Raw genomic sequence first — 22648 nt, forward strand, 5'->3', positions numbered from 1 at the left:
TATGTTCGCATCTTTAAAATAAGATTTTGGTGTCATGAGATGCTTTAACTGTAAAACATCTCAGGTTTAATAACTATTATTTTGCTGTAAATGTTGCACTGAAGCGTCTTGCTTCGCGGCGTGCGTCAGGGTCGCTTGGCATTGGGTAGGGGGCAGCTTTACGAATGGCGGCCTCTACACTTGCTTTTACATCAGGGTCGCTTGAATTGACGATTGCTGCAACCACTGAACCTGAGTCACTTAAAGTGACAGTAACACTGGCAGTTTTACCTGTTGTGCCTGAAGGAACATCCCAAGCACTCTTAATTTTGTTGGTAAAGTCTTTTTTCGCATTCGATGCCGTGCGTTTAATTTCAGCTTGTTTATTTGCAGCAGCCGCTTTTTTATCTGCATCGGCTTTGGCCTGTGCGTCAGCAGCGGCTTTGGCTTTTGCATCTGCAGCGGCTTTAGCTTTTGCTTCAGCAGCGGCTTTGGCTTTTGCATCTGCGGCAGCTTTAGCTTTTGCGTCAGCAGCGGCTTTAGTTTTTGCATCTGCGGCGGCTTTGGCTTTTGCGTCAGCAGCGGCTTTGGCTTTAGCATCTGCGGTAGCTTTATGCTTAGCATCTAAAGCGGCTTTTTGTTTCGCGTCTTTTTCAGCTTGCTGTTTTTGAGCCAGTGCTTTTGCATCCGCCGCAGCTTTGGCTTTTGCATCTGCTTCAGCCTTATGCTTAGCATCTAAAGCGGCTTTTTGCTTCGCATCTTTTTCCGCTTGCTGTTTTTGAGCCAGTGCTTTTGCATCCGCCGCAGCTTTGGCTTTTGCATCTGCTTCAGCCTTATGCTTAGCATCTAAAGCGGCTTTTTGTTTCGCGTCTTTTTCAGTTTGCTGTTTCTGAGCCAGTGCTTTTGCATCTGCGGCAGCTTTGGCTTTAGCATCTGCTTCAGCCTTATGTTTGGCATTTTCCGCCTCTTCAGCTTTATGCTTGGCTTCTAAAGCAGCTTTACGCTGTGCCTCTTTATCTGTGTGTTGCTTTTGGGCGAGTGCTAATGCATCTGCTGCGGCTTTGGCTTGTTGCAGTTGCTTTTCTTCAGCATATTTTTTTTGTTGCTGTAAAAGTGCCTGAGCTTGTGCTTGAGCGTTACTTGGTGTGTTTTCAACGGGTTCTGGCAGAGGTTCGGCAGCAGTTGCAGCAGGGGTATTGCTACTTGGTTCAGGATTTGGTGCGGCTGAATCTGTATGGTTAGTTAAGCTTTCAGGCGAAACAAGAAATGTTTTAATCTGTTTGGGTGGCTCGGGTGGTTTACTTAAGCCCAAATACAATAAAGCGACCACTGCAATGGTGTGTACCCCAAGGGTAAAACCGATTGCAATGGCTTTTTGTTTAAAAGGGGGGTGTTGGGTTTGACGTTTGTTCATAACAACCTACTTCACAGGTGCTGTGAGTAAACCAACTTGCGACAAACCTGCATCTTGTAAATTTGCCATCAGTGCCACAACATCGCCATAAGGGCGAGATTGATCACCATTCACCAATACATTCAATTGCTGATTGCGTTGTTCAGCATCTTGCTGTGCTTGGCTTAAAGTGGCTTTCAGTTCATCTAAACTGAGTGCCTGATCATTTTTTTGATCTTTATAGTCTAAATAATATTCGCCATCAGCTTTTAAAGACACAATGGCGGGTTTGTCTTTAGACTCAAATGGCGTGCTATTGGCTTTGGGTAAATCGACTTTAATGCTGCTGGTAATCATGGGTGCAGTAACCATAAAAATAACCAGAAGCACCAACATGACATCAATATAGGGCACGACATTCATGTCACTTTTTAGCGGTTTTTTAACTCGTGCAAATTTGCTAGAACGTCTTATCGGCATTATTCAGTGTCCTGTGTTGCCCCTAAAGATTGGCGTTGTAATAGCGCAATCATTTCTTCAGAGAATAATGCACGATCTGCGTAAATGGTTTCACTTTTTGAGGTAAAGTGGTTAAAAGCAAGTACCGCAGGAATAGCAGCAAATAAACCAATTGCCGTTGCAATCAGCGCTTCTGCAATACCGGGTGCAACGGTTGCTAAGGTGACTTGTTCAACAGCTGCAAGGCCAATAAAGGCATTCATAATGCCCCAAACTGTACCAAACAAACCAACATACGGCGCAACCGAACCAATGCTTGCCAGTGAACCTAAACCATGTTCCATATTCGATTGGTCGCGGCTTAAGCCAACACTTAAAATACGCTCGGTACCTTCAATGTTTTGCGCCAAAGTGGCATGGCGTTTTTTTAGTTTTAAAAATTCGCCTAAGCCATTATAGAAAATATCTTCAAGCCCAGAACGTTTTGAATTAAGCTGTGCATTGTTATACAGGGTGCTCAATTCTGCGCCAGACCAAAAGATTTTTTGAAAGTGTTCATCTTGTTTTTGGGCATTTTTAAAGCCTAAGTGCAACCTCGCAATTAAATACCAACTATATAAAGATGCGAGCAGTAACAGCAGCATGACCGTTTGAACGACAGGGCTTGCTTGCAAAATTAAATCGGAAATATGCAATGTTGAGGAAGTCACAGGATTTGCCATAGTAAAACGGTCACTTAGTTGGATTCTTGCTCCATTTGAGCATGGATCAGATGTTTTAAATATTCAGGTAAACGGCGTGGACGCATGTCTTTGCTTAAACACGCTAATTCCACCTCACCCGAAGCTAGCAAGATTTCATCACGATAAATTTCTTGTTGCAATAAAAAAGACGCAGTTTTACAAGAAATAACACGTGCAGTAACAGTAATCAGGTTATCCATTAAAATTGGACGGTGATATTTGATATCAATTTTATGCACGACAAAGTTGTAATCGGTTTGATGCCAATAATGATCTATGCCAGATGCACGTAGCCATTCAGTTCGGGTACGTTCCATATAACGAATATGATTGGCATGATACACAATGCCACCTGCATCGGTATCTTCAATATAAACGCGAATGTTGAACTCAAAACGATTAGCCATGAAAGTGTTCCATTATGATGATTCAGGAGGAGTCAATCCAAACTGCAAGTAGGATTGATTGGTGGCAATACGTCCGCGCGCAGTACGCATCACGTAGCCTTGTTGGATTAAATACGGTTCGATTACATCTTCTAGTGTGCCACTGTCTTCTGCCATGGCAGCAGCTAAGGCTTCAACGCCTGCTGGGCCACCATCAAAACGTTCGAGTAACATGCTTAAATACCGGCGGTCGAGTGTGTCTAAGCCGGCCTTATCGACATTAAGCATATCGAGTGCGCGTTGAGCCATTTCTTGAGTGACTTCACCCGTGCCTTTAACTTGGGCATAGTCACGCACACGACGTAAAAGGCGGTTGGCAATTCGTGGTGTACCACGCGAACGGCGGGCAATTTCCTGCGCACCTTGTTCGGTCATGGGTACATCCATTAAAAAGGCCGAACGGGCCACAATAGAGGTTAAATCTTCAACCGAGTAGAATTCTAAGCGTTGCACAATACCAAAACGGTCACGCAAAGGTGAGGTGAGTAAGCCTGCACGTGTTGTTGCGGCAACTAAGGTAAATGGCGGTAAATCGAGTTTGATTGAACGAGCAGCAGGGCCTTCACCAATCATAATATCCAGTTGGTAATCTTCCATGGCTGGATATAAAATTTCTTCAATGACTGGCGAAAGTCGATGAATTTCATCAATAAATAAAACATCGCCTTCTTCAAGATTGGTCAGCAGTGCGGCTAAATCGCCCGCGCGTTCAAGCACAGGCCCTGAAGTTGATTTTAAATTGCCACCCATTTCGCGGGCAATAATATTGGCTAAAGTGGTTTTACCTAAACCCGGCGGACCAAAAATTAAGGTGTGGTCAAGTGCTTCGCCGCGCCCACGTGCCGCCCCAATAAAAATCTCCATTTGTTCACGGACCACGGGTTGTCCGACATAATCTGCCAAAGTTGTCGGGCGAATGGCGCGATCTATTTGATCTTCAGGTTTTTCTGAACCACTAATAATTCGATCTTGCATGGGCTTATTTCATCATCGATTTAAGGGCAGCACGAATTAAATCGGCAACGTCAGTAAATTGGTCTTTAACTGCAGCAATGGCTTTTTGTGCTTCTAAAGGTTTGTATCCTAAAGATTGTAATGCCGCCTCCGCTTCAGCCACGGCAGAATTTACGCTAAGTCGCTGAGTTGTGGTGGCATTTGCTGTGCTTGCACCTGCGCTTAAGTGTTTAATGCGGTCGCGTAATTCAATTAGTAAACGCTCGGCGGTTTTTTTGCCTACACCCGGAATTTTAACCAAAGTATTTACATCATCATGTTCGATGGTTTGAATTAACAGGTCTACACTGAGTGTAGATAAAATACCCAAAGCCATTTTAGGTCCAACCCCATTCACTTTAAGCAATGTTCTAAACAGCGTTTTTTCTTTGCTGTCGCTAAAGCCATACAGTTGTTGTGCATCTTCACGGACAGCCAAGTGTGTCCATAGTGTCACTTTTTGGCCCTTTTGTAATTGGCAAAATGTTGAAAGTGGTGTGTCGATTTCATAACCCACGCCATTAACATTGAGTAAAACGGTTGGGGCTTCTAGCGCAAAAACTTCGCCAATTAAACAACCAATCATGTGAGTTTCCTAATTAAAAAATACTGGTGCGATGACCTTGTAATACTTGAGCTAAGTCGTAGGCTTGATGGTCTGAGAATTTACTAATAATGTCGAGTGCTTGCATAATATTTTGGTAGTGATTGCCTTCGAAATGTGCACCAAATTGATTAAACAGCATCTTTAAGCTTTGTTCTTTAAAACTTAAGGTTTTATTTGGTACAGTCAGTGGCATAAATTCATCTAAAATATATTGCAAACTCATGTGGCCAATTACTTCAAGTTCTAATTTTTGCTTATGACTAAAAATCTTTTGTCGGGTTAATGCTTTCGCAGCTTCTATACCGATTGGAATATCTTTGGGGCAGTACTGCAATAAACTGCCTTCAAGTTGTCCCGACAATATTTCGACTTGGTGGCGCGCAAATGCGGTGGTGACTTCATCGACCAAGCGTTTCATGACACGACCACGTAGCGCGGCAATTTTTTGTTGCCAAGTGGTCCACGGTAATGATAATTCACTCGGAATGCCAAAATCGGCAATTAAGTTTAGAAAAATTGGCTCAACTTCTTCGTAGCTTAAAATATTTAAATTAATGCCATCTTCAAGATCAATCAGGGCATAGCAAATATCATCGGCGGCTTCGAGTAAATGGGTGAGAGGATGGCGACTATAATGATATTCACCCAGTTGGATTAAACCGAGTTGCTCGGCAATATTTTTAAGAATTTCTTTTTCGGTTTGATAACAGCCAAACTTTGCCCGATTGTGTGCCGGCTGATCGCCTTGTTCGGCAATGGTCTTTGACAACCACGGATATTTTAAATATGCACCGAGTGTGGCCGATGTTAAGCGCATGCCGCCCGCATTGGGGTGGTAATCTGTGCGGGTGAGTAAGCGCAGCCCTTGTGCATTGCCTTCAAATTGACGCACATCGGCTTGTTCCTCTTCGGTCAGTTCATCTAAAAAACCAGTGCTCGCTGCGCGGTCGAACCATTCACGAATAGAATATTCACCGGCATGTCCAAAGGGTGGATTGCCAATATCGTGTGCCAAACACGCCGCTTGAATAATGGCACCAACATCTGCAGGGGTAATCCACACAGGCAAGTCATCTTTAATTTTTTCGGCTGCCATCATACCTAAAGATCGACCAATACACGACACCTCAAGCGAGTGCGTAAGCCGTGTATGCACGCCATCATTTTGGGTCAGTGGATGGACTTGGGTTTTGCGGTTGAGTTGTCTAAAACTTTGAGAAAAAATAATTCGGTCATAATCTTTATGGAAAGGACTGCGTCCAAGTTCATTACTGGTTTTTTTTGTGCCTAAACGAACCGCCGAGAGCAGTTCTAACCAACGCATTTGTTTCATTAATTGTATGAACTTCCTCTATAAAAATACATCATGCCAAAAAAGTACCCTAGACTCCAGTCTACAGCGTCAAGCCTTGTCGTGATGGCTGTATGTGTTTATGAATCTTTAATATGTCATGGCAATGACAAAATGAACCAATGAGCTAGATTTAATGTTTGAATTTATACAAAAAACTACATGCAGCGTCAGAAAAATATAGCTTTTTTGCCTTAGATGATAAAAACGGGAAGCAACACAGAAATATTTTTTGTATCAGATCGTTTAGGCTGAAATTCAACCTAAGATAACTATTTAAATTTTAGATAAAAAATAAAGCGTCATCATCTTAATTTTTAGCATTGTTTTCATGCTTCATGCTAGCTCAAATTGTAAAATCAAAGTAGAATGTCGGCTCTCTATCAAGTCACATGGCGGCGACGTCCTTTCAGGCGAGCCCGTGGAGCCAAAATCAGCATGTTTATCGTGGCCGGTGCCTCAGCGCATTCTTCTTTTAAGAAAACTCAACTATTATCACGTTTATCGTCAATTAGTTCTGTTCAATCTTTTGATAGCCAGTGGGTTTATCTGTTTGATCAAGCGCTCAGCGAGCAGCAGCATCAATCAGCTTTACAACTGCTGAATGATGGTGAAAGCTTTAGCTTGCGTCAGGCGGCAGAGGATGAAGTCCAAATTCTTGTCACACCACGTTTAGGAACCATTTCCCCGTGGTCGTCGAAAGCAACCGATATTTTTAAAAACTGTAATACCCCGATCCACCGCTTGGAACGGGGTATTTTGTTTACGCTTAAAGGAATTTCAGACGTTTCAGATGCCTTGAAATTGGCACTGCACGACCGTATGACTGAAAGCGTATTTGCACAAATTGATGATGCTCAAGCTTTGTTTGTAGAAACAGCACCAAAACCATTAAATTCAATTGATGTGTTAGGTCAAGGCAAAGATGCGTTAGTAAAAGCCAACCAAGAATTTGGTTTTGCTTTGTCTGATGAAGAAATTGATTATTTAACTGCAGCATTTATTAAATTAGAGCGTAATCCAAACGACATCGAATTGATGATGTTTGCACAAGCCAACTCTGAACATTGCCGTCATAAAATCTTTAATGCTGAATGGACCATTGACGGCGAAAAACAGCCGTTATCATTGTTCCAAATGATTAAAAATACCTATAAACAATCACCTGCGGATGTATTGTCAGCTTATAAAGACAATGCCTCGGTGATTGTCGGTTACGACACCATGCGTTTTTATCCAAAAGCAGATGATCAAGGTCATTTTGTTTATAAATATAAGAGCCAAGCTGCACATATTTTAATGAAGGTGGAAACCCATAACCATCCAACCGCAATTGCGCCATTTGCAGGTGCAGCGACTGGTTCAGGCGGTGAAATCCGTGATGAAGGGGCAACAGGCCGTGGTGGTAAGCCAAAAGCAGGTTTAACCGGCTTTACCGTTTCAAACTTGAATATTCCGGGCTTTGAACAGCCGTGGGAAGATCAATACGGCAAGCCTTCACGTATGGCATCGCCATTACAAATTATGATTGAAGGCCCATTGGGTGGCGCGGCGTTTAACAACGAATTTGGTCGTCCTGCCTTAAATGGTTACTTCCGTACTTTCGAACAAAACGTCAATGGTGAAGTAAAAGGTTTCCATAAGCCAATTATGATTGCCGGCGGTTACGGGAACATTCGCCCAGACCATGTCGAAAAAGACCCAATCCAGCCGGGTGATTTGCTGATTGTATTGGGCGGCCCAGCTATGTTGATTGGTTTGGGTGGTGGTGCAGCATCTTCAGTTGATAGCGGTACCATGGGTGAAAGCTTAGACTTTGCTTCGGTACAACGTGAAAATCCAGAAATGGAACGCCGTTGCCAAGAAGTGATTGATACGTGCTGGCGCATGGAAGACAACAACCCGATTGTGTCTGTGCATGACGTAGGTGCAGGTGGTGTCTCGAATGCAATGCCTGAGTTAGTGAATGATCACGAATTGGGTGCAGTGCTCAATTTACGTAAAATTCCATCGCTTGAACCGGGCATGAGCCCAATGGAAATTTGGTCGAACGAAGCGCAAGAGCGTTATGTGTTGGCCATTCATCCTGAATCTTTAGAATTGTTCGAATCAATTTGTGCGCGTGAACGTTGTCCGTTTGCGGTACTTGGCGAAGCAACTGAGGCACGTCATTTAACCGTAGAAGACCCATTGTTTGAAAACAATGCGGTGGATATGCCAATGCAAGTGATGTTAGGTGGTACTCCACGTATGCAACGCTCGTACGAAAGCACTGAACGTCAAGGCACTGACTTTGACGTTGCGGCCATTGATTTAAAAGACGCGATTTTCCGTGTACTTAAAAATCCAACGGTTGCTTCTAAGTCATTCTTAATCACTATTGGTGACCGCTCAATTACCGGTATGGTTGCACGTGACCAAATGGTCGGTCGTTGGCAAGTGCCTGTGGCGGATGCTGCGGTAACAACTACCAGTTTACAAGGCTTTACTGGTGAAGCAATGGCAATGGGTGAACGTCCACCTGTGGCATTGCTAAATCCTGCTGCATCGGCACGTTTGGCGGTTGCAGAAGCATTAACCAATATTGCATCGGCAAATATTGAACAATTGGGCGATATTAAATTATCGGCTAACTGGATGGCGGCTGCCGGTCAAAAAGGTGAAGATCAAGCCTTGTTTGAAGCTGTGCGTACCATTGGTATGGAAATTTGCCCTGCGCTTGATATTGCCATTCCTGTAGGTAAAGACTCATTGTCAATGCGTACCACATGGAATGACCAAGGCGAAGATAAGTCGGTAACATCACCAATGTCGCTGATTATTACCGCATTTGCACCTGTGAATGACGTGCGTAAAACTTTAACGCCTGAGCTTAAAGCTGGTGATGAATCTGTCCTTGTGCGGATTGATTTATCTAAAGGTCAGTTCCGCTTAGGTGCGTCAATTTTAGCGCAAGTCTATAAAGCACTTGGCACAACTGCACCAGATGTTGACAGTTTTGATGATGTCAAAGCCTTCTTCGCTTTAGTACAGGATTGGAATAATCGTGGCTTAATCCAAGCCTACCACGACATTGGTGATGGTGGCCTATTGGCAACCGTTGCAGAAATGATGTTTGCATCACGCTTAGGTGTTGCGCTTGAATCACAAAGCATTGAAAGCTTATTTGCAGAAGAAATTGGCGCAGTGCTACAAATTAAAGCAGCAGATTGGGCGAATTTACAAGCTGAAATTGCAGCATCAAGTTTAAAAGATGCAATTACAGTTGTGGGTCAAGTCAACAATAGCGACCGTTTAAATGTGAATGGTTTAGAGTTAACACGCGTTGAATTACAACAAGCATGGGCAGAAGTGTCGCATCAAATTCAACGTTTACGTGACAACTCTGAAACGGCTGACCAAGAATTTGCCTTAATTTCGGATACAAATCATCAAGGTTTAATTGCAAAACCAACCTTCGATTTAAATGAAGCCATTGAAGCACCGTTCTTGAACTTGCGCCGTCCTAACATGGCAATTTTACGTGAACAAGGCGTGAATGGTCATATTGAAATGGCAGCTGCATTCGACAAAGCCGGCTTTAATACCATTGATGTGCACATGAGCGATTTACTTGCAGGACGTATCGGTCTTGATGAGTTTGAAGGCTTGGTGGCATGTGGCGGCTTCTCTTACGGTGACGTATTAGGCGCTGGTGGTGGTTGGGCGAAATCTGTATTGTTCAATGGCAAATTACGCGACCAATTCGAAACCTTCTTTAACCGCGACAATACTTTCAGTTTAGGTATTTGTAATGGTTGCCAAATGTTGTCACAACTTGCGCCATTAATTCCGGGTGCTGAGCATTGGGGACGTTTCCATTGTAATACTTCAGAAGTATTTGAAGCACGTACTGTGAACGTACGAGTAGAAAAATCAAAATCTGTATTATTACAAGATATGGAAGGTTCAATTTTACCAATTGCTGTTGCGCATGGTGAAGGTCGCTTAGTTGCATCGGCTGAACAGCTTGCAAGCTTGAATAGCAATGACCAAGTGGTGTTGCGTTATGTGGATAGCCAAGGCAATCCAACACAACATTACCCACTGAATCCAAATGGTTCACCTGAAGCAATTACAGGTTTAACTTCTGAAGATGGTCGTGCAACAGTCATGATGCCACACCCTGAACGTACCTTCCGTGCTTTACAGCATTCTTGGAAGCCTGAAGATTGGCAAGAAGATGGTGCTTGGTTACGTATGTTCCGTAATGCACGTCAGTTTATTGGTTAATCAAAATTTTGATGTATAAGAATGCCACCTTCGGGTGGCGTTTTTATTAGATATATTTGGTAATATAAAAATGTGATTCGAGTTAATCATCTTAAGTAACTAAAAATTGTTATTTATTGAATGTTCTTTTGATTGTCACTGACTATGTGATAGTAAATCATGTAATATTAATTATTTAGTTATGAGTGGCAACTAATGATAAAAAATATATTGGGTATTTCTATTTGCATGACATTTTTACTAACAGGATGTATGACGACAACTAAGGTTAAGCCTGTAAATAAAGATCTATTACAACGTAGTGATGCTGTATGTGTGGAGCAAAATAATAGTGTATTCCATGGTGCTTTGATTCAATCTGCTCTAGTTGAGGCATTTTCAAAGCAAAATATTAAGACAAAAACTATATCAAGAGATAATATTCAAAGTTCGGAATGTGAATATAGGGTAACTTATGTTGCTCGTCGATCTTTTGGAGCTGGTGTATATATTTCAAATATAGAGTTAAATTTATTTGATAGAAATAGAAACTATATTGGCAATGCAAAATGGAAAATTAATAGTAGCCTATCTCCTGATAGATTTAAGGATCTTCAAGAAAACGTTGATGAGATCGTTGATAAATTATTGAATTAATACTTCGCAGCTTTATATGGAAAAATAATGCTCAAACTGATCTACTATGTTCCTGAATCTCACCTAGAAAGTACCAAAGCTGCTATTTTTGCAGCCGGTGCAGGTGGTATTGGCAATTACGAGCATTGTGCATGGCAAGTCAAAGGAATGGGACAATTCAAACCAATTCATGGTGCAACTCCATTTTTAGGGCAGCTAGACCAACTAGAACAGGTTGAAGAATGGCGCGTGGAAACCATTATAGATGAAGCCCATGCGAAGCAAGTCGCACAGACGCTTAAAGCAAGCCATCCATATGAAGAGCCTGCTTTTGAGTTCTTACAGATTTTAAGCTTTGACTAAAACTGCGTTAAATCTTTTGAATAAATAGATTACGGTCAAAACGTAATTGTGGCCAAAAGACACCATCTTCAGCACGTTCGCCTGCGGCAATCACCATAACAGGGTATTCTTCACTGTTTAGCTTTAAAATTTTGCGCACATGCGATTCATCAAAACCTTCCATCATGCAACTGTCAAAGCCATAAGCACGAAGTGCCAAAACTAAATTTTCACAGGCTAAAGCAGTGCTTTTAACCGCCCATAATTTACGGTCTGCAGGGCTAAAGGCGGTAATGGGTAACGGGGTAAATTTACTTGCAATGCCATAAGCCAGTTTTTTTGCATGTCCAATACTATTGAGTAGGCCTGTTTTGTAATTTAAGCCAATTAAACGATAGTAACTTTTAACCGCTTTAGGAACTTTAGGTAAGGTAAATTGGCGAATATTTTCTGCAGCCAGTTCATCAATACGGTCTGTTCGGGCCACACAAACAATGAGCTCTGCGGCGGTACGTGCTGCAAGTTGTCCCATACAGGCTTTGACTAAGGCTTGTTTCGGTGCTTCAGATTGCACCACATAAAACATCCACGGTTGTAAGTTGGAAGAATTTGGCGCAAGTAGGGCAAGGTCTAGGCAGTCTTGTAAGATTTCATCTGGAATTTGGGTTTGCGTAAATTTACGTACCGAACGGCGACTTTGAACCACTTGCTTAAACGCATCGGCATCGGTTATTGCTGCAGCTTCAAAATAGCGTGGTTTTTCTTGCTTTTCGTGTGTCATGATGGATTGCCAAACATTGAGTATGATTTAGCTTAGCATTGATAAAATAAAAAAGGGAAGGCTATAAATGAAACAGACATCACGGTGAATGTCTGTTTTTTAATTGAATTAGTTAAATTGAGAAAAATCAGGATTACGTTTTTCTAAAAAGGCTTGCACGGCTTCTTTGAGTTCTGGCGATTTAACCCGATCCATAAAGATTTCAGCTTCAATATCAATATGTTCTAAAATACTGGCAACATCTTTTTTCATTAAAGCTTTGCTCAGTTTTAACGATGCAATCGGCAATTGTGCCAATTTTTGTGCTGTGGTTTCTGCATAACCGTAGGCATTTTTATCGCCCAATGCCATTAAATGATAAGGCGCACGGACGTTATCTTCAGCAAAGACTTGGTTAATTAAGCCGTATTTTTCAGCAGTATGTGCATCAAATTTTTCTGCAGTTAAGAGTAATTCTGCTGCACGGTGATAACCTAATTGTTCAACCAATAGTTTACCTGCAGCACCTTCTGGAGAAAGCCCTAAGCTGACAAATGGCAGTTGGAAAACAGCCGATTCATCGGCATAGGCCAAATCTGCATGCAGTAATAACGTTACACCAATACCAATTGCAACACCTTTGACAGCCACAATAAATGGTTTTGAAAAACGCGCCACGGCTTTAAGTAATACAAACGGAGGTTCATCACCTGCAAGGCCTTCAAGTGGTTTTTCTATCGACTGTAAAAAATCCTGCATGTCGTTGCCTGCGGTAAAATCTTGTTCTGCACCGCGCAAAATAATCACCCGAACGTCGTCACTGGCATCGGCGTCATCTATGGCTTTGGCAATCCATAAGTACAGTTCTTTATACAGTGCATTTTTGGTAGAAGGGCGATTAATTGCCAGTGTTAACACGCCTTTGTCTAAGCTGGCAATCAGGTGCTCGTGCGGCTGATCAATGCATTGAAGTGTTGTCATATCTGTTCCTTTTACATATAGTCCGTGATTTTCAGGCTTTAAATTGTTATGCTCTTGAATCTATTTTTTCTCATGTTGACCACCAAACTATGACGGCTGTCATGGAATATCCTTATGTATCATTTTGATTATGTTGTTTTCATTGGTCGTTTTCAACCATTTCATTTAGCGCATCTGCAAACAATTCAAATTGCTCTAACAAAAAGTGAAAAAGTAATTGTAGGATTAGGCTCGGCACAGCCTGAACGCACGCTTAAAAATCCATTTATTGTGGCAGAACGTGAGCAAATGATTTTAAGCAATTTCAGCCTTGAAGATCAGGCACGAATTGAATTTGTACATATTATTGATGTTTATGACGATAAAAAATGGGTTGCTTTAGTCAAGCAGGTGGTACAAGAAAAAGTTGTGCAGGGCAGTCAAGTTGGACTGATTGGTCATTTTAAGGATGACTCGTCTTATTATTTATCTTTGTTTCCGACATGGCAGTTAATTGAATTAGACAGTTTGCAAAATTCAATCTCTGCAACACCTATCCGCGAAGCATTTTATCAAGGTGACATCCAAACTCAATTTTTACCACAAGGCACCATTGAGTTTTTAAAGAATTTTCAAAGAACCCCGATTTATCAACAATTACAACAACAGTTTTTAATTAAGCAACCTTCTTAAATGGTTGTTCAAGTTTAAACAGATAAAAGCCTCCAACATTTAGACAAAATGCTGGAGGCTTTTTTTATGCAGCTGTATTTTGTAATGCTTTTAAGTCAGCTAAAACTTGTTCTGCATGCTCCGCAGCTTTAACCTTACGATATTCTTTAACCAATTTGCCTTGGTGAAAAATAAAAGTTGAGCGTTCAATGCCAAAAACTTTTTTGCCGTACATATTTTTTTCTTTAATGACGTCAAACAGTTGGCATAATACTTCTTCTTTATCGCTAATTAGTTCAATGCTTAAATTTTGTTTGGCGGTAAAGTTTTGATGTGCTTTAACTGAGTCGCGCGACACCCCAATAATTTGTGTATTTAAATCTGCAAATTGCGCATTTAAGCCGCTAAAATCAACCGCTTGTACGGTACAACCGGGTGTTGAATCCTTAGGATAAAAATAAATAATTAACCAAGGAGTATCGATCTGACTTAAATTGATTTCGCCAGAGGTTGTTGGAAAAGAATGATTTGGAAGTTGAATCGGTTGCATGGCGACCTCGTATACAAATAAAAAACTAGCCACATAATGTGGCTAGTTAGATTTTAAACAGCAAACCAAAGCAAGCCTAAGTGCTTATTTTTTTGGTTGAGCCTGTGCATTTTTCATGGCTTCTTCAGTTAAGCTTTTTAATTTAGTGGTTAACTGAGGGCCAAAACAGGTTTGAATGGCTTTATTTTGTTGTTGAACAAAAGGCAGTGTGCTTGGGCTTTTCTTTTGGTTTACGGTACTAACAATTTGCCATTCTTGAGCTTTGGTTAAACGACCTTCAGCATCAACTTGGCAAGTACAGAATTTGTCTGCTTCAGCCGCTGTTAATTTACCGCCTTTGCTTGCACCTTCTTTACAGTTACTAATTAAAGTACCGCGAACATCAGCACTTTTTGATGGATCTTGTGCTGCATGTGAAGCAGTTGCAGTGAAAGCGACTGCGCTAAAAACAGTAGAAAGAACAAGTTTAGAGTTTAGGAATTTCATAGTAATTTACCTTTTATTGCGGTATGTAGCGTGTCGGGTCTGCAACTTCTGCTTGCGCAAAACCTTCTTTACGTAAACGACAGCTGTCGCATTTTCCACACGCACGTCCTTGGTCATCTGCTTGGTAACAAGAGACTGTTTGAGAGTAGTCTACACCATGTTCTAGCCCAAGTCGTATTATATTCCCTTTGGATAAATGTAACAGAGGTGTTTCAATTCTTAGTGGTTTTCCTTCAACACCAGCTTTAGTTGCCAAACTTGCAAGGTTGGCAAAGGCATCAATAAATGCAGGACGGCAGTCTGGGTAACCCGAATAATCGACCGCATTCACGCCAATCACAATTGCTTCAGCCGAGAAAACTTCTGCTGCGGCCAATGCATAAGATAAGAAGATGGTATTACGTGCCGGCACATAAGTGACTGGAATGCCATCTTGGGCTTGTTCAGGTACCGCAATATTATGGTCGGTAAGGGCTGAACCACCTAAATTGGCTAAATCGATATTAATGACGCGATGTTCAACACCCGCGCGCTGTGCTAACGCTTTTGCAGCATCTAGCTCGGTGGTTGAGCGTTGACCATACATAAAACTTAAGGCGATACATTCATAATTTGCCTGTGCCCAAGCCAAACATGTTGTTGAGTCTAAACCACCTGAAAGTAATACAATCGCACGAGGGCGCATCTTCATCTCCAAACTATTTAATTGATTAGCGGCCGGTTTCATCTTGCCATAAAATTTTATGTAACTGTAACTGAAAACGGACGGGTAAATGATCTTCTAAAATCCATTGTGCCAAGTCACGGGCAAAGTCGGGTAGGCGAGCATTGCCTTTTTCTACGGCAAAAGCAGGTGAGAACCAAACGGTACTGACTTTTTTATCCAGTTGATAGGTTTTAAGTTGCTGCTTTGACCATTCGTAATCGGCGCGGTCACAAATCACAAATTTGATTTGATCGTGCTCTGTCAGTAAATCTAAATTACTCATTAAGTTGCGTGCCGATTCGCCCGAAGCAGGAGTTTTTAAATCTAACACTTTAGACACGCGTGGATGAACTTTTGAGACATCTAAAGCGCCACTGGTTTCTAAAGAAACTTCAAAGCCTTGTTCACACAGTTGATTTAACAAGTGAATACAGTTGGGCTGTGCTAAAGGTTCGCCGCCCGTAACACAAATATACGGGGTATTATAACTTTTTGCTGTTGCAATAATCTCGTCTAATGACTGGCGTGCGCCGCCTTCAAAAGAATAGGTTGTGTCACAATAATGGCAACGTAAAGGGCAACCCGTTAAACGGATAAAAACTGTTGGTAAGCCCGCCGTATTGGCTTCTCCTTGTAAAGAATAAAAAATTTCCGTGATACGTAATCCCGCAGCAGGGTCGGTAACAGGAATGGCCAAAGAGCGAATCGGGGAACTCATAGTTTAATAACCGCAGTATGTTAAAAAGAAAAATCTCTACGACCGTCAATGATCGTAGAGACGAAGAACGACTGACGTCACAAAGGAACCAAATATGTTCCTTTGGCGCTTAATTAGTCGTCACGAAGTAATTCGTTAAGGCTTGTTTTTGCGCGAGTTTTAGCATCAACTTTCTTCACGATAATGGCAGCATACAAGCTGTATGTACCACATTTAGAAGGTAAGCTGCCTGAAACAACCACAGAGCCTGCAGGCACGCGACCATAATGTACTTCGCCTGTTTCACGATCAAAAATTTTGGTTGATTGACCGATGTAAACGCCCATTGAAATGACTGAACCTTCTTCAACAATCACGCCTTCAACAATTTCAGAACGTGCGCCAATGAAGCAGTTATCTTCAATAATCGTTGGACCAGCTTGTAGTGGCTCTAATACGCCGCCAATGCCAACACCGCCAGACAAGTGAACGTTTTTACCAATTTGCGCACATGAACCTACAGTTGCCCATGTGTCAACCATTGTGCCTTCATCAACATACGCACCGATGTTGACATAAGATGGCATAAGCACCACATTTTTCGCTTGGAAGCTACCACGACGTGCAACCGCAGGCGGTACAACACGAACACCAGCTTCTTTAAATTGCGCTTCAGTCCAGTCGCTGAACTTGGTGTCGACTTTGTCATAAAAACGTAAGTCGCCTGCTTCAATGGCTTTGTTGTCATTGAGTTTAAACGATAACAAGACCGCTTTTTTCAACCATTGATGAACTACCCATTCACCGTCAATTTTTTCAGCCACACGAAGTGAACCGTTGTCTAAACCTTGAAGTGCTTGTTCAACAGCGGCACGTACTTCTGCTGGGCAATCTGCTGCGGTAAAGTTAGCACGGTTTTCAAAGGCTTGCTCAATGATTGTTGAAAGCTCAGACATTTGCTTTTCCCAAAGTCAATTCAAAAAATTGTGCTAATTTTACACGAAAAAAAGCGCTTATGGCTTTGAAAATTGCGAAAAGTTGCCAATTCTTTGCTCATCAGAGAACAAAACAATCTATTTGTAATGAATGCGTATCTTAATTTAGCGACACAAAACACATTTTTAATTTAAGTTTCTGTTTTTTATTTGGATTGTGAAAAATTAAATTTATTTAACAGATAAGAAAGTTAGCATACGCTCACAAAAAACGTATTAATTTCACCTGAAATTGCTAAGCAATGTTAAATTTCAGCCAGTTATGATGAAAGCTGTCTTAAGGAATGCATGATTTTAAATCAAACCATGCACAATGAAATCCTTCAGCTTGAATCCTTCTAAGGAGAACCAGATGTATAAAATTCGAAAATTATTAATTTGTTCTGCATTTGCAACTGTTGCTGGCTATGCAATGGCAGATGAACAGGTGATTAAAGAGCCAGGCAATACCTATAAAACCTATTTGCCAAGCTCTGTTCGAGCAGAAGGGGGAACAACGGGTTATGGCGGTGCTTTCACTTGGGATGTTAATCCGATTGTTGGTGTAACGCTGGGTTATAACGGCGGTAATGTATCTTGGTCAGACAATCTTAAAGTCAACGGCTCTAAGTATGACCTAGATATGAACAACAACAATGTTTATTTAAATGCTGAAATTCATCCTTGGGGCAATAGCCAAGGTATGTGGGCGAAATCTGCCTATGTTGCGGCAGGTGCGGCGTATTTAGATAACGATTACGATATTACACGTAATGTAAGCAATGGTCGTAATTTTAGTGTGAATAACACCGATTTTAATGCCACATCCGACGTTAAAATGAATGGTAAATTGAGTTATAAAAATGACATTGCGCCGTATGTTGGTTTAGGTTTGCGTCCAATGTTTAGCGACCATTGGGGCATGTTTAGTGAAGTCGGTGCGTACTATGTGGGTAATCCAAGTGTAAATTTAAATAGTACAGGTACGGCAACTAATGGCAACGGCGTAAATCTTAACGATGCTGTTGCAGCAGAAGAAAATAAAATCGCAAGCAGCGAAAAATACAAATGGATGCCTTCTGCCAAAGTGGGTGTGGTGTATAAATTCTAATTTTAAAAGTAATGCATAAAAAAACGAGCCGCGGCTCGTTTTTTTTATTGGGTGGATTCAAATAACTGGTATTTAGCGTAATTTAGACAACCAATTCCCCAAAGTTTGCACAATTTGCACCAAAATAATTAACACAATGACAGTTAAAATAATCGCGCTATTGTCAAAACGTTGGTAGCCATAAGAAATAGCCAAGTCACCAATCCCGCCTGCGCCTACAGCACCCGCCATTGCGGTGGCACCAATTAAGCTAATGGTAGCTGTGGTCATGTTTAAAATGAGTGAACTACGCGCTTCAGGTACAATAAACTTAAAAATAATTTGTGCTGGAGATGCCCCCATAGCTTGGGCTGTTTCAATAATCCCTGCATTCACTTCTAGCAATGACGTTTCAATTAAACGTCCCATATATGGGCCAACATAAATGGTGAGCGGAACAATCGCCGCCCATGTGCCAATGGATGAACCAACCAACCATTGTGTAAATGGAATTAAAGCAATAAGTAAAATAATAAAAGGTAACGAGCGAAGCGCATTCACAATCGGATTGAGCAGATGGTAAATGGCGCGGTTTGGTAAAATACCTTCTGGGCGGGTAACCAATAAGGTTATGCCTTGAAGGAGTCCCCAAATACCACCAAAGATGAAAGAGAAGAATACCATTTGAAAGGTTTCTTGCATGGCATCGACAAATTGGTCAATGCCTAATGAACTGTGCCAAAACGGTTGTGTCAAAATGGTTAAGCAATGAATAATTAAATCTCTCATGCCAATACTCCTTCTTGACGCACATCCACCCCTTGCTGTTTTAGATAGTCAATGGCTTGCTGTAGTGTGCTTGTATCGCCCAAAAGTTGGACAAACATTTGACCAATAACGGTGCCATTAATTTCAGTCATGTTGGCAAATAAAATATTTAAGCTTAAATCGTATTTTTTAATCATGCTTTGAATGACGGTTTCTTGCGCGGTTTCACCTAAAAATTGCAAACAATAAATACTATTTTCCAGTGGATGTTCAAGTCGGTTCAAAATATTGCGTGGTAATTGTTGTTGCAATACTGTTTGAATGAAATTTTTGGTGGTTGGGTGCTGTGGGCGACTAAAAATTTCAATGGTTGAACCTTGTTCAATTACTTTACCCGCTTCCATAACCGCAACATAATCACACACGCGTTCAATCACATCCATTTCGTGGGTGACCATCACAATGGTAATGCCCTGTTCGCGATTAATTTTTTTCAGCAATTCCAGTACAGATTTAGTGGTTTGCGGGTCAAGTGCAGAGGTCGCTTCATCACAAAGTAAGATTTTAGGATGATTGGCTAGCGCACGCGCGATACCCACACGTTGTTTTTGACCACCAGAAAGTTCGTCTGGATAAGCATTTTTTTTATGCGCAAGATCAATGAAACTGAGTAATTCATTTAAACGTGCTTGGCGTTTTTCTTTGCTTAAACCGACAAGCTGCATTGGCATTTCAATATTTTCAGCCACAGTTTTGGTTTCAAGCAAATTAAAATGCTGAAAAATCATGCCAATATTGGTACGTTCTTGCCGTAAGGTACGTGCATCTAATGCAGTAAAGTCTTTTTGATGAATAATGACTTGGCCTTCATTTGGTCGCTCAAGTAAATTAATCAAACGAATCAGGGTACTTTTACCTGCACCACTATAGCCAATAATGCCAAAGATACTGCCTTCAGGAATCTCAAGGTTGATTTGATCGAGCGCCCGAATGGTTTGGCCTTTGAGCTGATAGTGTTTGGAGATGTTTTTAAATTGGATCATACGGTCGGAAACTATTCTAAAAAGAAAAACAGGCAAAGAAACTTTGCCTGTTCATTCACATCTATTTGACTTACTTGGTTTCAGTAAAATAGCTGACAGGTTTGTTTACATCAATTTTAGTACCACCGAATTTTTCATCAATGAATTTTTTCACTGCTGCGGTATGGTACAACGCGCCTAATTTTTGCAAGATCGGGTCGTTTTCACGGCCAGCTGTGGTCGCGATTAGATTGACATAAAGTTTAGTTGATTGGTCAATTGGCTCGTAGAATAACGCATCTTTCAATACATTTAAACCACCTTCCATCGCTAAAGTATTGCCGAGCACAATTGCGTCAACATCACTTTTTACGCGTACCGCAGTTGCCATTGGAATTGGTTTAAGCTGCAATTGCTTTGGATTCGCCGTAACGTCTTTGACTGTCCCTTGAATTGGGTTGAAGTCTGCTTTGAGCTTAATTAAGCCTGCAGTTTGTAATAAAGACAATGCACGCGCTTCATTGGCTGTATCGTTTGGAATAGCAATGGTTGCATTGGCAGGGAATTGGTCAATTTTTTTGTATTTGCTTGAGTAAATACCCATTGGTTCAATATAGGTAGTTGAAACAGGCGCAACTTTGGCAATTTTGCTGGCTGTATTATAAGCAACCATGTAGTTGTACGATTGGAATGCGTTCGCATCGACTTCTTTGTTCGCCGTTGCGGTGTTCATTGCCACATAGTCGGTGAAGTTTTTCACTTCAAGCTCAATACCTGCTTGTTTGGTTTCAGGTAACGTTGCAATAAATTTCCAAACATCGGTATCTGAACCAGTCGATGCCAAAACAATTTTTTGTAATTGACCATCAGATGATTTTTGTTCTGTACTTGCAGATTCTTGTTTGCTACAACCTGCTGCAAGTAAAACACTTGCACCTAATACAACACTCAATACTTGTTTCATGAGCTAAAATTCCTACCTAAAATAATATGGCTCTAAAATATATGCAGAGCAGAGAATCAAAACATGATGAAATCGGAATCACATCAAAACAAAGAGCAAAGCAGCATCTAGATTTTATAAAAGAAGGGCATCACTCTTACCAAATACGAAAATTACTGCACTATCATCAAAAGTATTTGACATAAATGCAAACTAAATTGGTGCATAGGTTGTATTTTATTATAGCAATAAAACCGTGCTGAATTTTAGTTGATGTATTGGTGTTAAATATGACTTGAGTTATGACAACACAATTTCATACAGGTGTTAATGTAAGTAATTGGAATTATAAAGTTTTATTGATATAAGTCAAAACAATAAAAATCACAATGTATATGAGAAATAATGAATTAGATTTTTTGTATAAAAAAATGCATGCCGAAGCATGCATTTTTTTAGTGCAATTAATGTGCAAGTGCAGTTAGGCTTTTTCACGCGCAATGGCACGGTAACCAATATCTGAACGATATTGCATGCCCGTAAAGTTCACTTGGCCACAGACTTCTAAAGCATTAATTTGTGCTTCGAGTACGCTGTCGCCTAGTGCGGTTACGCACAGTACACGCCCACCTGAAGTGATGACATGACCATCTTCAGACATTGCTGTGCCAGCATGGAAAATTTTTGTGCCTTCCGGAGATTGACCTAAACCAGAAATGACATCGCCTTTACGCACAGTTTCTGGATAACCTTCTGCTGCAAGCACAATACCAATCGATTTACGTGCGTCCCACTCAGCTTCAGCAGGTAAATTGCCTTCAATGCCGGCTTCGACCAATTCAACCAATGACGACTGCAAACGCATCATAATTGGCTGGGTTTCTGGGTCGCCAAAACGGCAGTTAAACTCAATGACACGTGGCTGACCTTGTTCATCAATCATCAAACCGGCATATAAGAAGCCTGTATAAACGTGGCCATCGGCGGCCATACCTTCAACGGTTGGACGCATCACTTCATTCATGGCGCGCTCAAAGACGTCTGCTGTAACCACAGGCGCAGGAGAATATGCCCCCATACCACCGGTATTTGGGCCTTGATCGCCCTCAAAAATACGTTTGTGGTCTTGCGATGTAGCCATTGGTAAAATGTTTTTACCATCAATCATGCAAATGAACGAGGCTTCTTCACCAGCAAGGAATTGCTCAATCACCACGCGTGAGCCTGCATCACCAAATTTGTTGCCGGCTAACATGTCTTCAACCGCAGCAAATGCTTCTTCGTTGGTCATGGCAACGATTACACCTTTGCCCGCAGCAAGTCCATCGGCTTTAATGACAATCGGCGCACCTTTTTCTGTGATGTAGGCTTTGGCAGCATCGACTTCAGTGAACACATCATAAAATGCAGTTGGAATATTGTGGCGTTTTAAGAAATGCTTCGCGAACGCTTTTGAGCCTTCAAGCTGCGCTGCATATTGGGTTGGTCCCCAAATTTTTAAATCTGCCGCGCGGCAAGCATCTACCACACCGTTAACCAATGGTGCTTCTGGGCCAACAATAATTAATGCCACATTATTTTCTTTGGCAAAAGCAATAATGGCAGGATTATCTAAAATATTGAGTTCTACATTCAGACATTTGTTTTCTGTTGCAGTGCCTGCATTGCCTGGCGCAACAAAAACTTGGCTGACTTTTTCATCTTGCGCGATTTTCCATGCCAATGCATGTTCACGACCACCGCTACCCAAAACTAAAATATTCATCGGTTCATACTCCATGAATCGAAAAGTCACAAAGCCCGAAAGTTCAATTTTCAGG

23 protein-coding genes are annotated in these 22648 nt (G+C 41.4%); 5 read left to right on the plus strand and 18 right to left on the minus strand.

The features are described 5' to 3' along the window. Window positions 1–76: 76 nt before the first annotated feature. Genes tolA through I2F62_RS03925 form a run of 7 tightly spaced genes read right to left on the minus strand, consistent with a single transcriptional unit; the run spans window position 77 to window position 5953 of the window. Window positions 77–1393 carry a cell envelope integrity protein TolA gene (tolA, locus tag I2F62_RS03895; protein WP_324625708.1) on the minus strand — a complete coding sequence of 439 codons (1317 nt, stop codon included), beginning with the start codon at window positions 1391–1393 and terminating at the stop codon, window positions 77–79. A gap of 6 nt (window positions 1394–1399) precedes the next feature. Then, window positions 1400–1852 (minus strand): protein TolR, encoded by a 453-nt coding sequence (gene tolR / locus I2F62_RS03900; RefSeq protein WP_324625709.1) that lies wholly within the window; start codon window positions 1850–1852, stop codon window positions 1400–1402. Then, entirely contained in the window at window positions 1852–2553 is a 702-nt protein-coding gene (tolQ, locus tag I2F62_RS03905) for a protein TolQ (RefSeq protein WP_324625710.1), read from the minus strand. Before tolQ ends, tolR begins: the two co-directional genes overlap by 1 nt. Window positions 2554–2567: 14 nt before the next feature. Continuing rightward, window positions 2568–2981, minus strand: a complete 414-nt coding sequence (ybgC, locus tag I2F62_RS03910; RefSeq protein ID WP_324625711.1) for a tol-pal system-associated acyl-CoA thioesterase — start codon at window positions 2979–2981, stop codon at window positions 2568–2570. 12 nt (window positions 2982–2993) lie between these two features. Beyond that, on the minus strand, window positions 2994–3995 hold the full coding sequence (ruvB, locus tag I2F62_RS03915; protein ID WP_324625712.1) for a Holliday junction branch migration DNA helicase RuvB: 1002 nt from the start codon (window positions 3993–3995) through the stop codon (window positions 2994–2996). A 4-nt stretch (window positions 3996–3999) separates the two neighbouring features. Then, window positions 4000–4599: a Holliday junction branch migration protein RuvA gene (gene ruvA, locus I2F62_RS03920; RefSeq protein ID WP_324625713.1), complete on the minus strand. Its 600-nt coding sequence runs from the start codon at window positions 4597–4599 to the stop codon at window positions 4000–4002. Between the two features lie 13 nt (window positions 4600–4612). Then, complete coding sequence (locus I2F62_RS03925; RefSeq protein WP_324625714.1) at window positions 4613–5953, minus strand: deoxyguanosinetriphosphate triphosphohydrolase; 1341 nt, start codon at window positions 5951–5953, stop codon at window positions 4613–4615. 456 nt (window positions 5954–6409) lie between these two features. Between I2F62_RS03925 and purL the strand changes: the two genes are divergently transcribed. The 3 genes from purL to I2F62_RS03940 all read left to right on the plus strand — a co-directional run bounded on the left by purL (window position 6410) and on the right by I2F62_RS03940 (window position 11221). Beyond that, on the plus strand, window positions 6410–10243 hold the full coding sequence (gene purL, locus I2F62_RS03930) for a phosphoribosylformylglycinamidine synthase (RefSeq protein WP_324625715.1): 3834 nt from the start codon (window positions 6410–6412) through the stop codon (window positions 10241–10243). A 228-nt stretch (window positions 10244–10471) separates the two neighbouring features. After that, the gene (locus tag I2F62_RS03935; RefSeq protein ID WP_324625745.1) at window positions 10472–10879 is read left to right on the plus strand and encodes a hypothetical protein; all 408 of its coding nucleotides are present in this window, start codon (window positions 10472–10474) and stop codon (window positions 10877–10879) included. 27 nt (window positions 10880–10906) lie between these two features. Further along, window positions 10907–11221: an NGG1p interacting factor NIF3 gene (locus tag I2F62_RS03940; protein ID WP_324625716.1), complete on the plus strand. Its 315-nt coding sequence runs from the start codon at window positions 10907–10909 to the stop codon at window positions 11219–11221. 7 nt (window positions 11222–11228) lie between these two features. Here I2F62_RS03940 and I2F62_RS03945 read toward each other — a convergent pair whose 3' ends face one another. Both I2F62_RS03945 and I2F62_RS03950 read right to left on the minus strand, forming a co-directional pair. Continuing rightward, window positions 11229–11981, minus strand: a complete 753-nt coding sequence (locus I2F62_RS03945; RefSeq protein ID WP_324625717.1) for a nitroreductase family protein — start codon at window positions 11979–11981, stop codon at window positions 11229–11231. Window positions 11982–12089: 108 nt separating this feature from the next. Beyond that, window positions 12090–12941, minus strand: a complete 852-nt coding sequence (locus I2F62_RS03950; RefSeq protein ID WP_324625718.1) for an enoyl-CoA hydratase-related protein — start codon at window positions 12939–12941, stop codon at window positions 12090–12092. A 114-nt stretch (window positions 12942–13055) separates the two neighbouring features. On the opposite strand from I2F62_RS03950, the gene I2F62_RS03955 reads away from it, so the two are divergent. Beyond that, window positions 13056–13613: a nicotinate-nicotinamide nucleotide adenylyltransferase gene (locus tag I2F62_RS03955; protein ID WP_324625720.1), complete on the plus strand. Its 558-nt coding sequence runs from the start codon at window positions 13056–13058 to the stop codon at window positions 13611–13613. A gap of 64 nt (window positions 13614–13677) precedes the next feature. Here the strand turns inward: I2F62_RS03955 and I2F62_RS03960 are convergent, their stop codons facing one another. From I2F62_RS03960 to dapD, 5 genes are all read right to left on the minus strand, one after another. Further along, window positions 13678–14142 (minus strand): peroxiredoxin, encoded by a 465-nt coding sequence (locus I2F62_RS03960; RefSeq protein WP_324625721.1) that lies wholly within the window; start codon window positions 14140–14142, stop codon window positions 13678–13680. Window positions 14143–14226: 84 nt separating this feature from the next. After that, entirely contained in the window at window positions 14227–14628 is a 402-nt protein-coding gene (locus I2F62_RS03965) for a hypothetical protein (RefSeq protein ID WP_324625722.1), read from the minus strand. Window positions 14629–14641: 13 nt separating this feature from the next. Further along, window positions 14642–15313 carry a 7-cyano-7-deazaguanine synthase QueC gene (gene queC / locus I2F62_RS03970; RefSeq protein WP_324625723.1) on the minus strand — a complete coding sequence of 224 codons (672 nt, stop codon included), beginning with the start codon at window positions 15311–15313 and terminating at the stop codon, window positions 14642–14644. Between the two features lie 25 nt (window positions 15314–15338). Then, window positions 15339–16052, minus strand: coding sequence for a 7-carboxy-7-deazaguanine synthase QueE (queE, locus tag I2F62_RS03975; protein ID WP_324625724.1), 714 nt, complete (start codon window positions 16050–16052; stop codon window positions 15339–15341). 113 nt (window positions 16053–16165) lie between these two features. Then, window positions 16166–16987, minus strand: a complete 822-nt coding sequence (dapD, locus tag I2F62_RS03980) for a 2,3,4,5-tetrahydropyridine-2,6-dicarboxylate N-succinyltransferase (protein ID WP_324625725.1) — start codon at window positions 16985–16987, stop codon at window positions 16166–16168. Window positions 16988–17378: 391 nt separating this feature from the next. Between dapD and carO the strand changes: the two genes are divergently transcribed. Beyond that, window positions 17379–18116, plus strand: coding sequence for an ornithine uptake porin CarO (carO, locus tag I2F62_RS03985; protein WP_324625726.1), 738 nt, complete (start codon window positions 17379–17381; stop codon window positions 18114–18116). Window positions 18117–18188: 72 nt separating this feature from the next. On the opposite strand, the gene I2F62_RS03990 is transcribed toward carO, so the two are convergent. The 4 genes from I2F62_RS03990 to purD form a co-directional block, all read right to left on the minus strand. Then, the gene (locus I2F62_RS03990) at window positions 18189–18884 is read right to left on the minus strand and encodes a methionine ABC transporter permease (protein ID WP_324625727.1); all 696 of its coding nucleotides are present in this window, start codon (window positions 18882–18884) and stop codon (window positions 18189–18191) included. After that, window positions 18881–19906 carry a methionine ABC transporter ATP-binding protein gene (locus I2F62_RS03995; protein ID WP_324625728.1) on the minus strand — a complete coding sequence of 342 codons (1026 nt, stop codon included), beginning with the start codon at window positions 19904–19906 and terminating at the stop codon, window positions 18881–18883. Before I2F62_RS03995 ends, I2F62_RS03990 begins: the two co-directional genes overlap by 4 nt. 70 nt (window positions 19907–19976) lie before the next feature. Next, a complete protein-coding gene (locus tag I2F62_RS04000) occupies window positions 19977–20849 on the minus strand; it encodes a MetQ/NlpA family ABC transporter substrate-binding protein (RefSeq protein WP_324625729.1) in 873 nt (290 codons plus the stop codon). Between the two features lie 460 nt (window positions 20850–21309). Continuing rightward, window positions 21310–22593: a phosphoribosylamine--glycine ligase gene (purD, locus tag I2F62_RS04005; protein ID WP_324625730.1), complete on the minus strand. Its 1284-nt coding sequence runs from the start codon at window positions 22591–22593 to the stop codon at window positions 21310–21312. Window positions 22594–22648: the final 55 nt, after the last annotated feature.

This window comes from Acinetobacter sp. MD2(2019), from assembly GCF_035615615.1.
In the GTDB taxonomy this organism is placed as follows: Bacteria; Pseudomonadota; Gammaproteobacteria; order Pseudomonadales; family Moraxellaceae; genus Acinetobacter.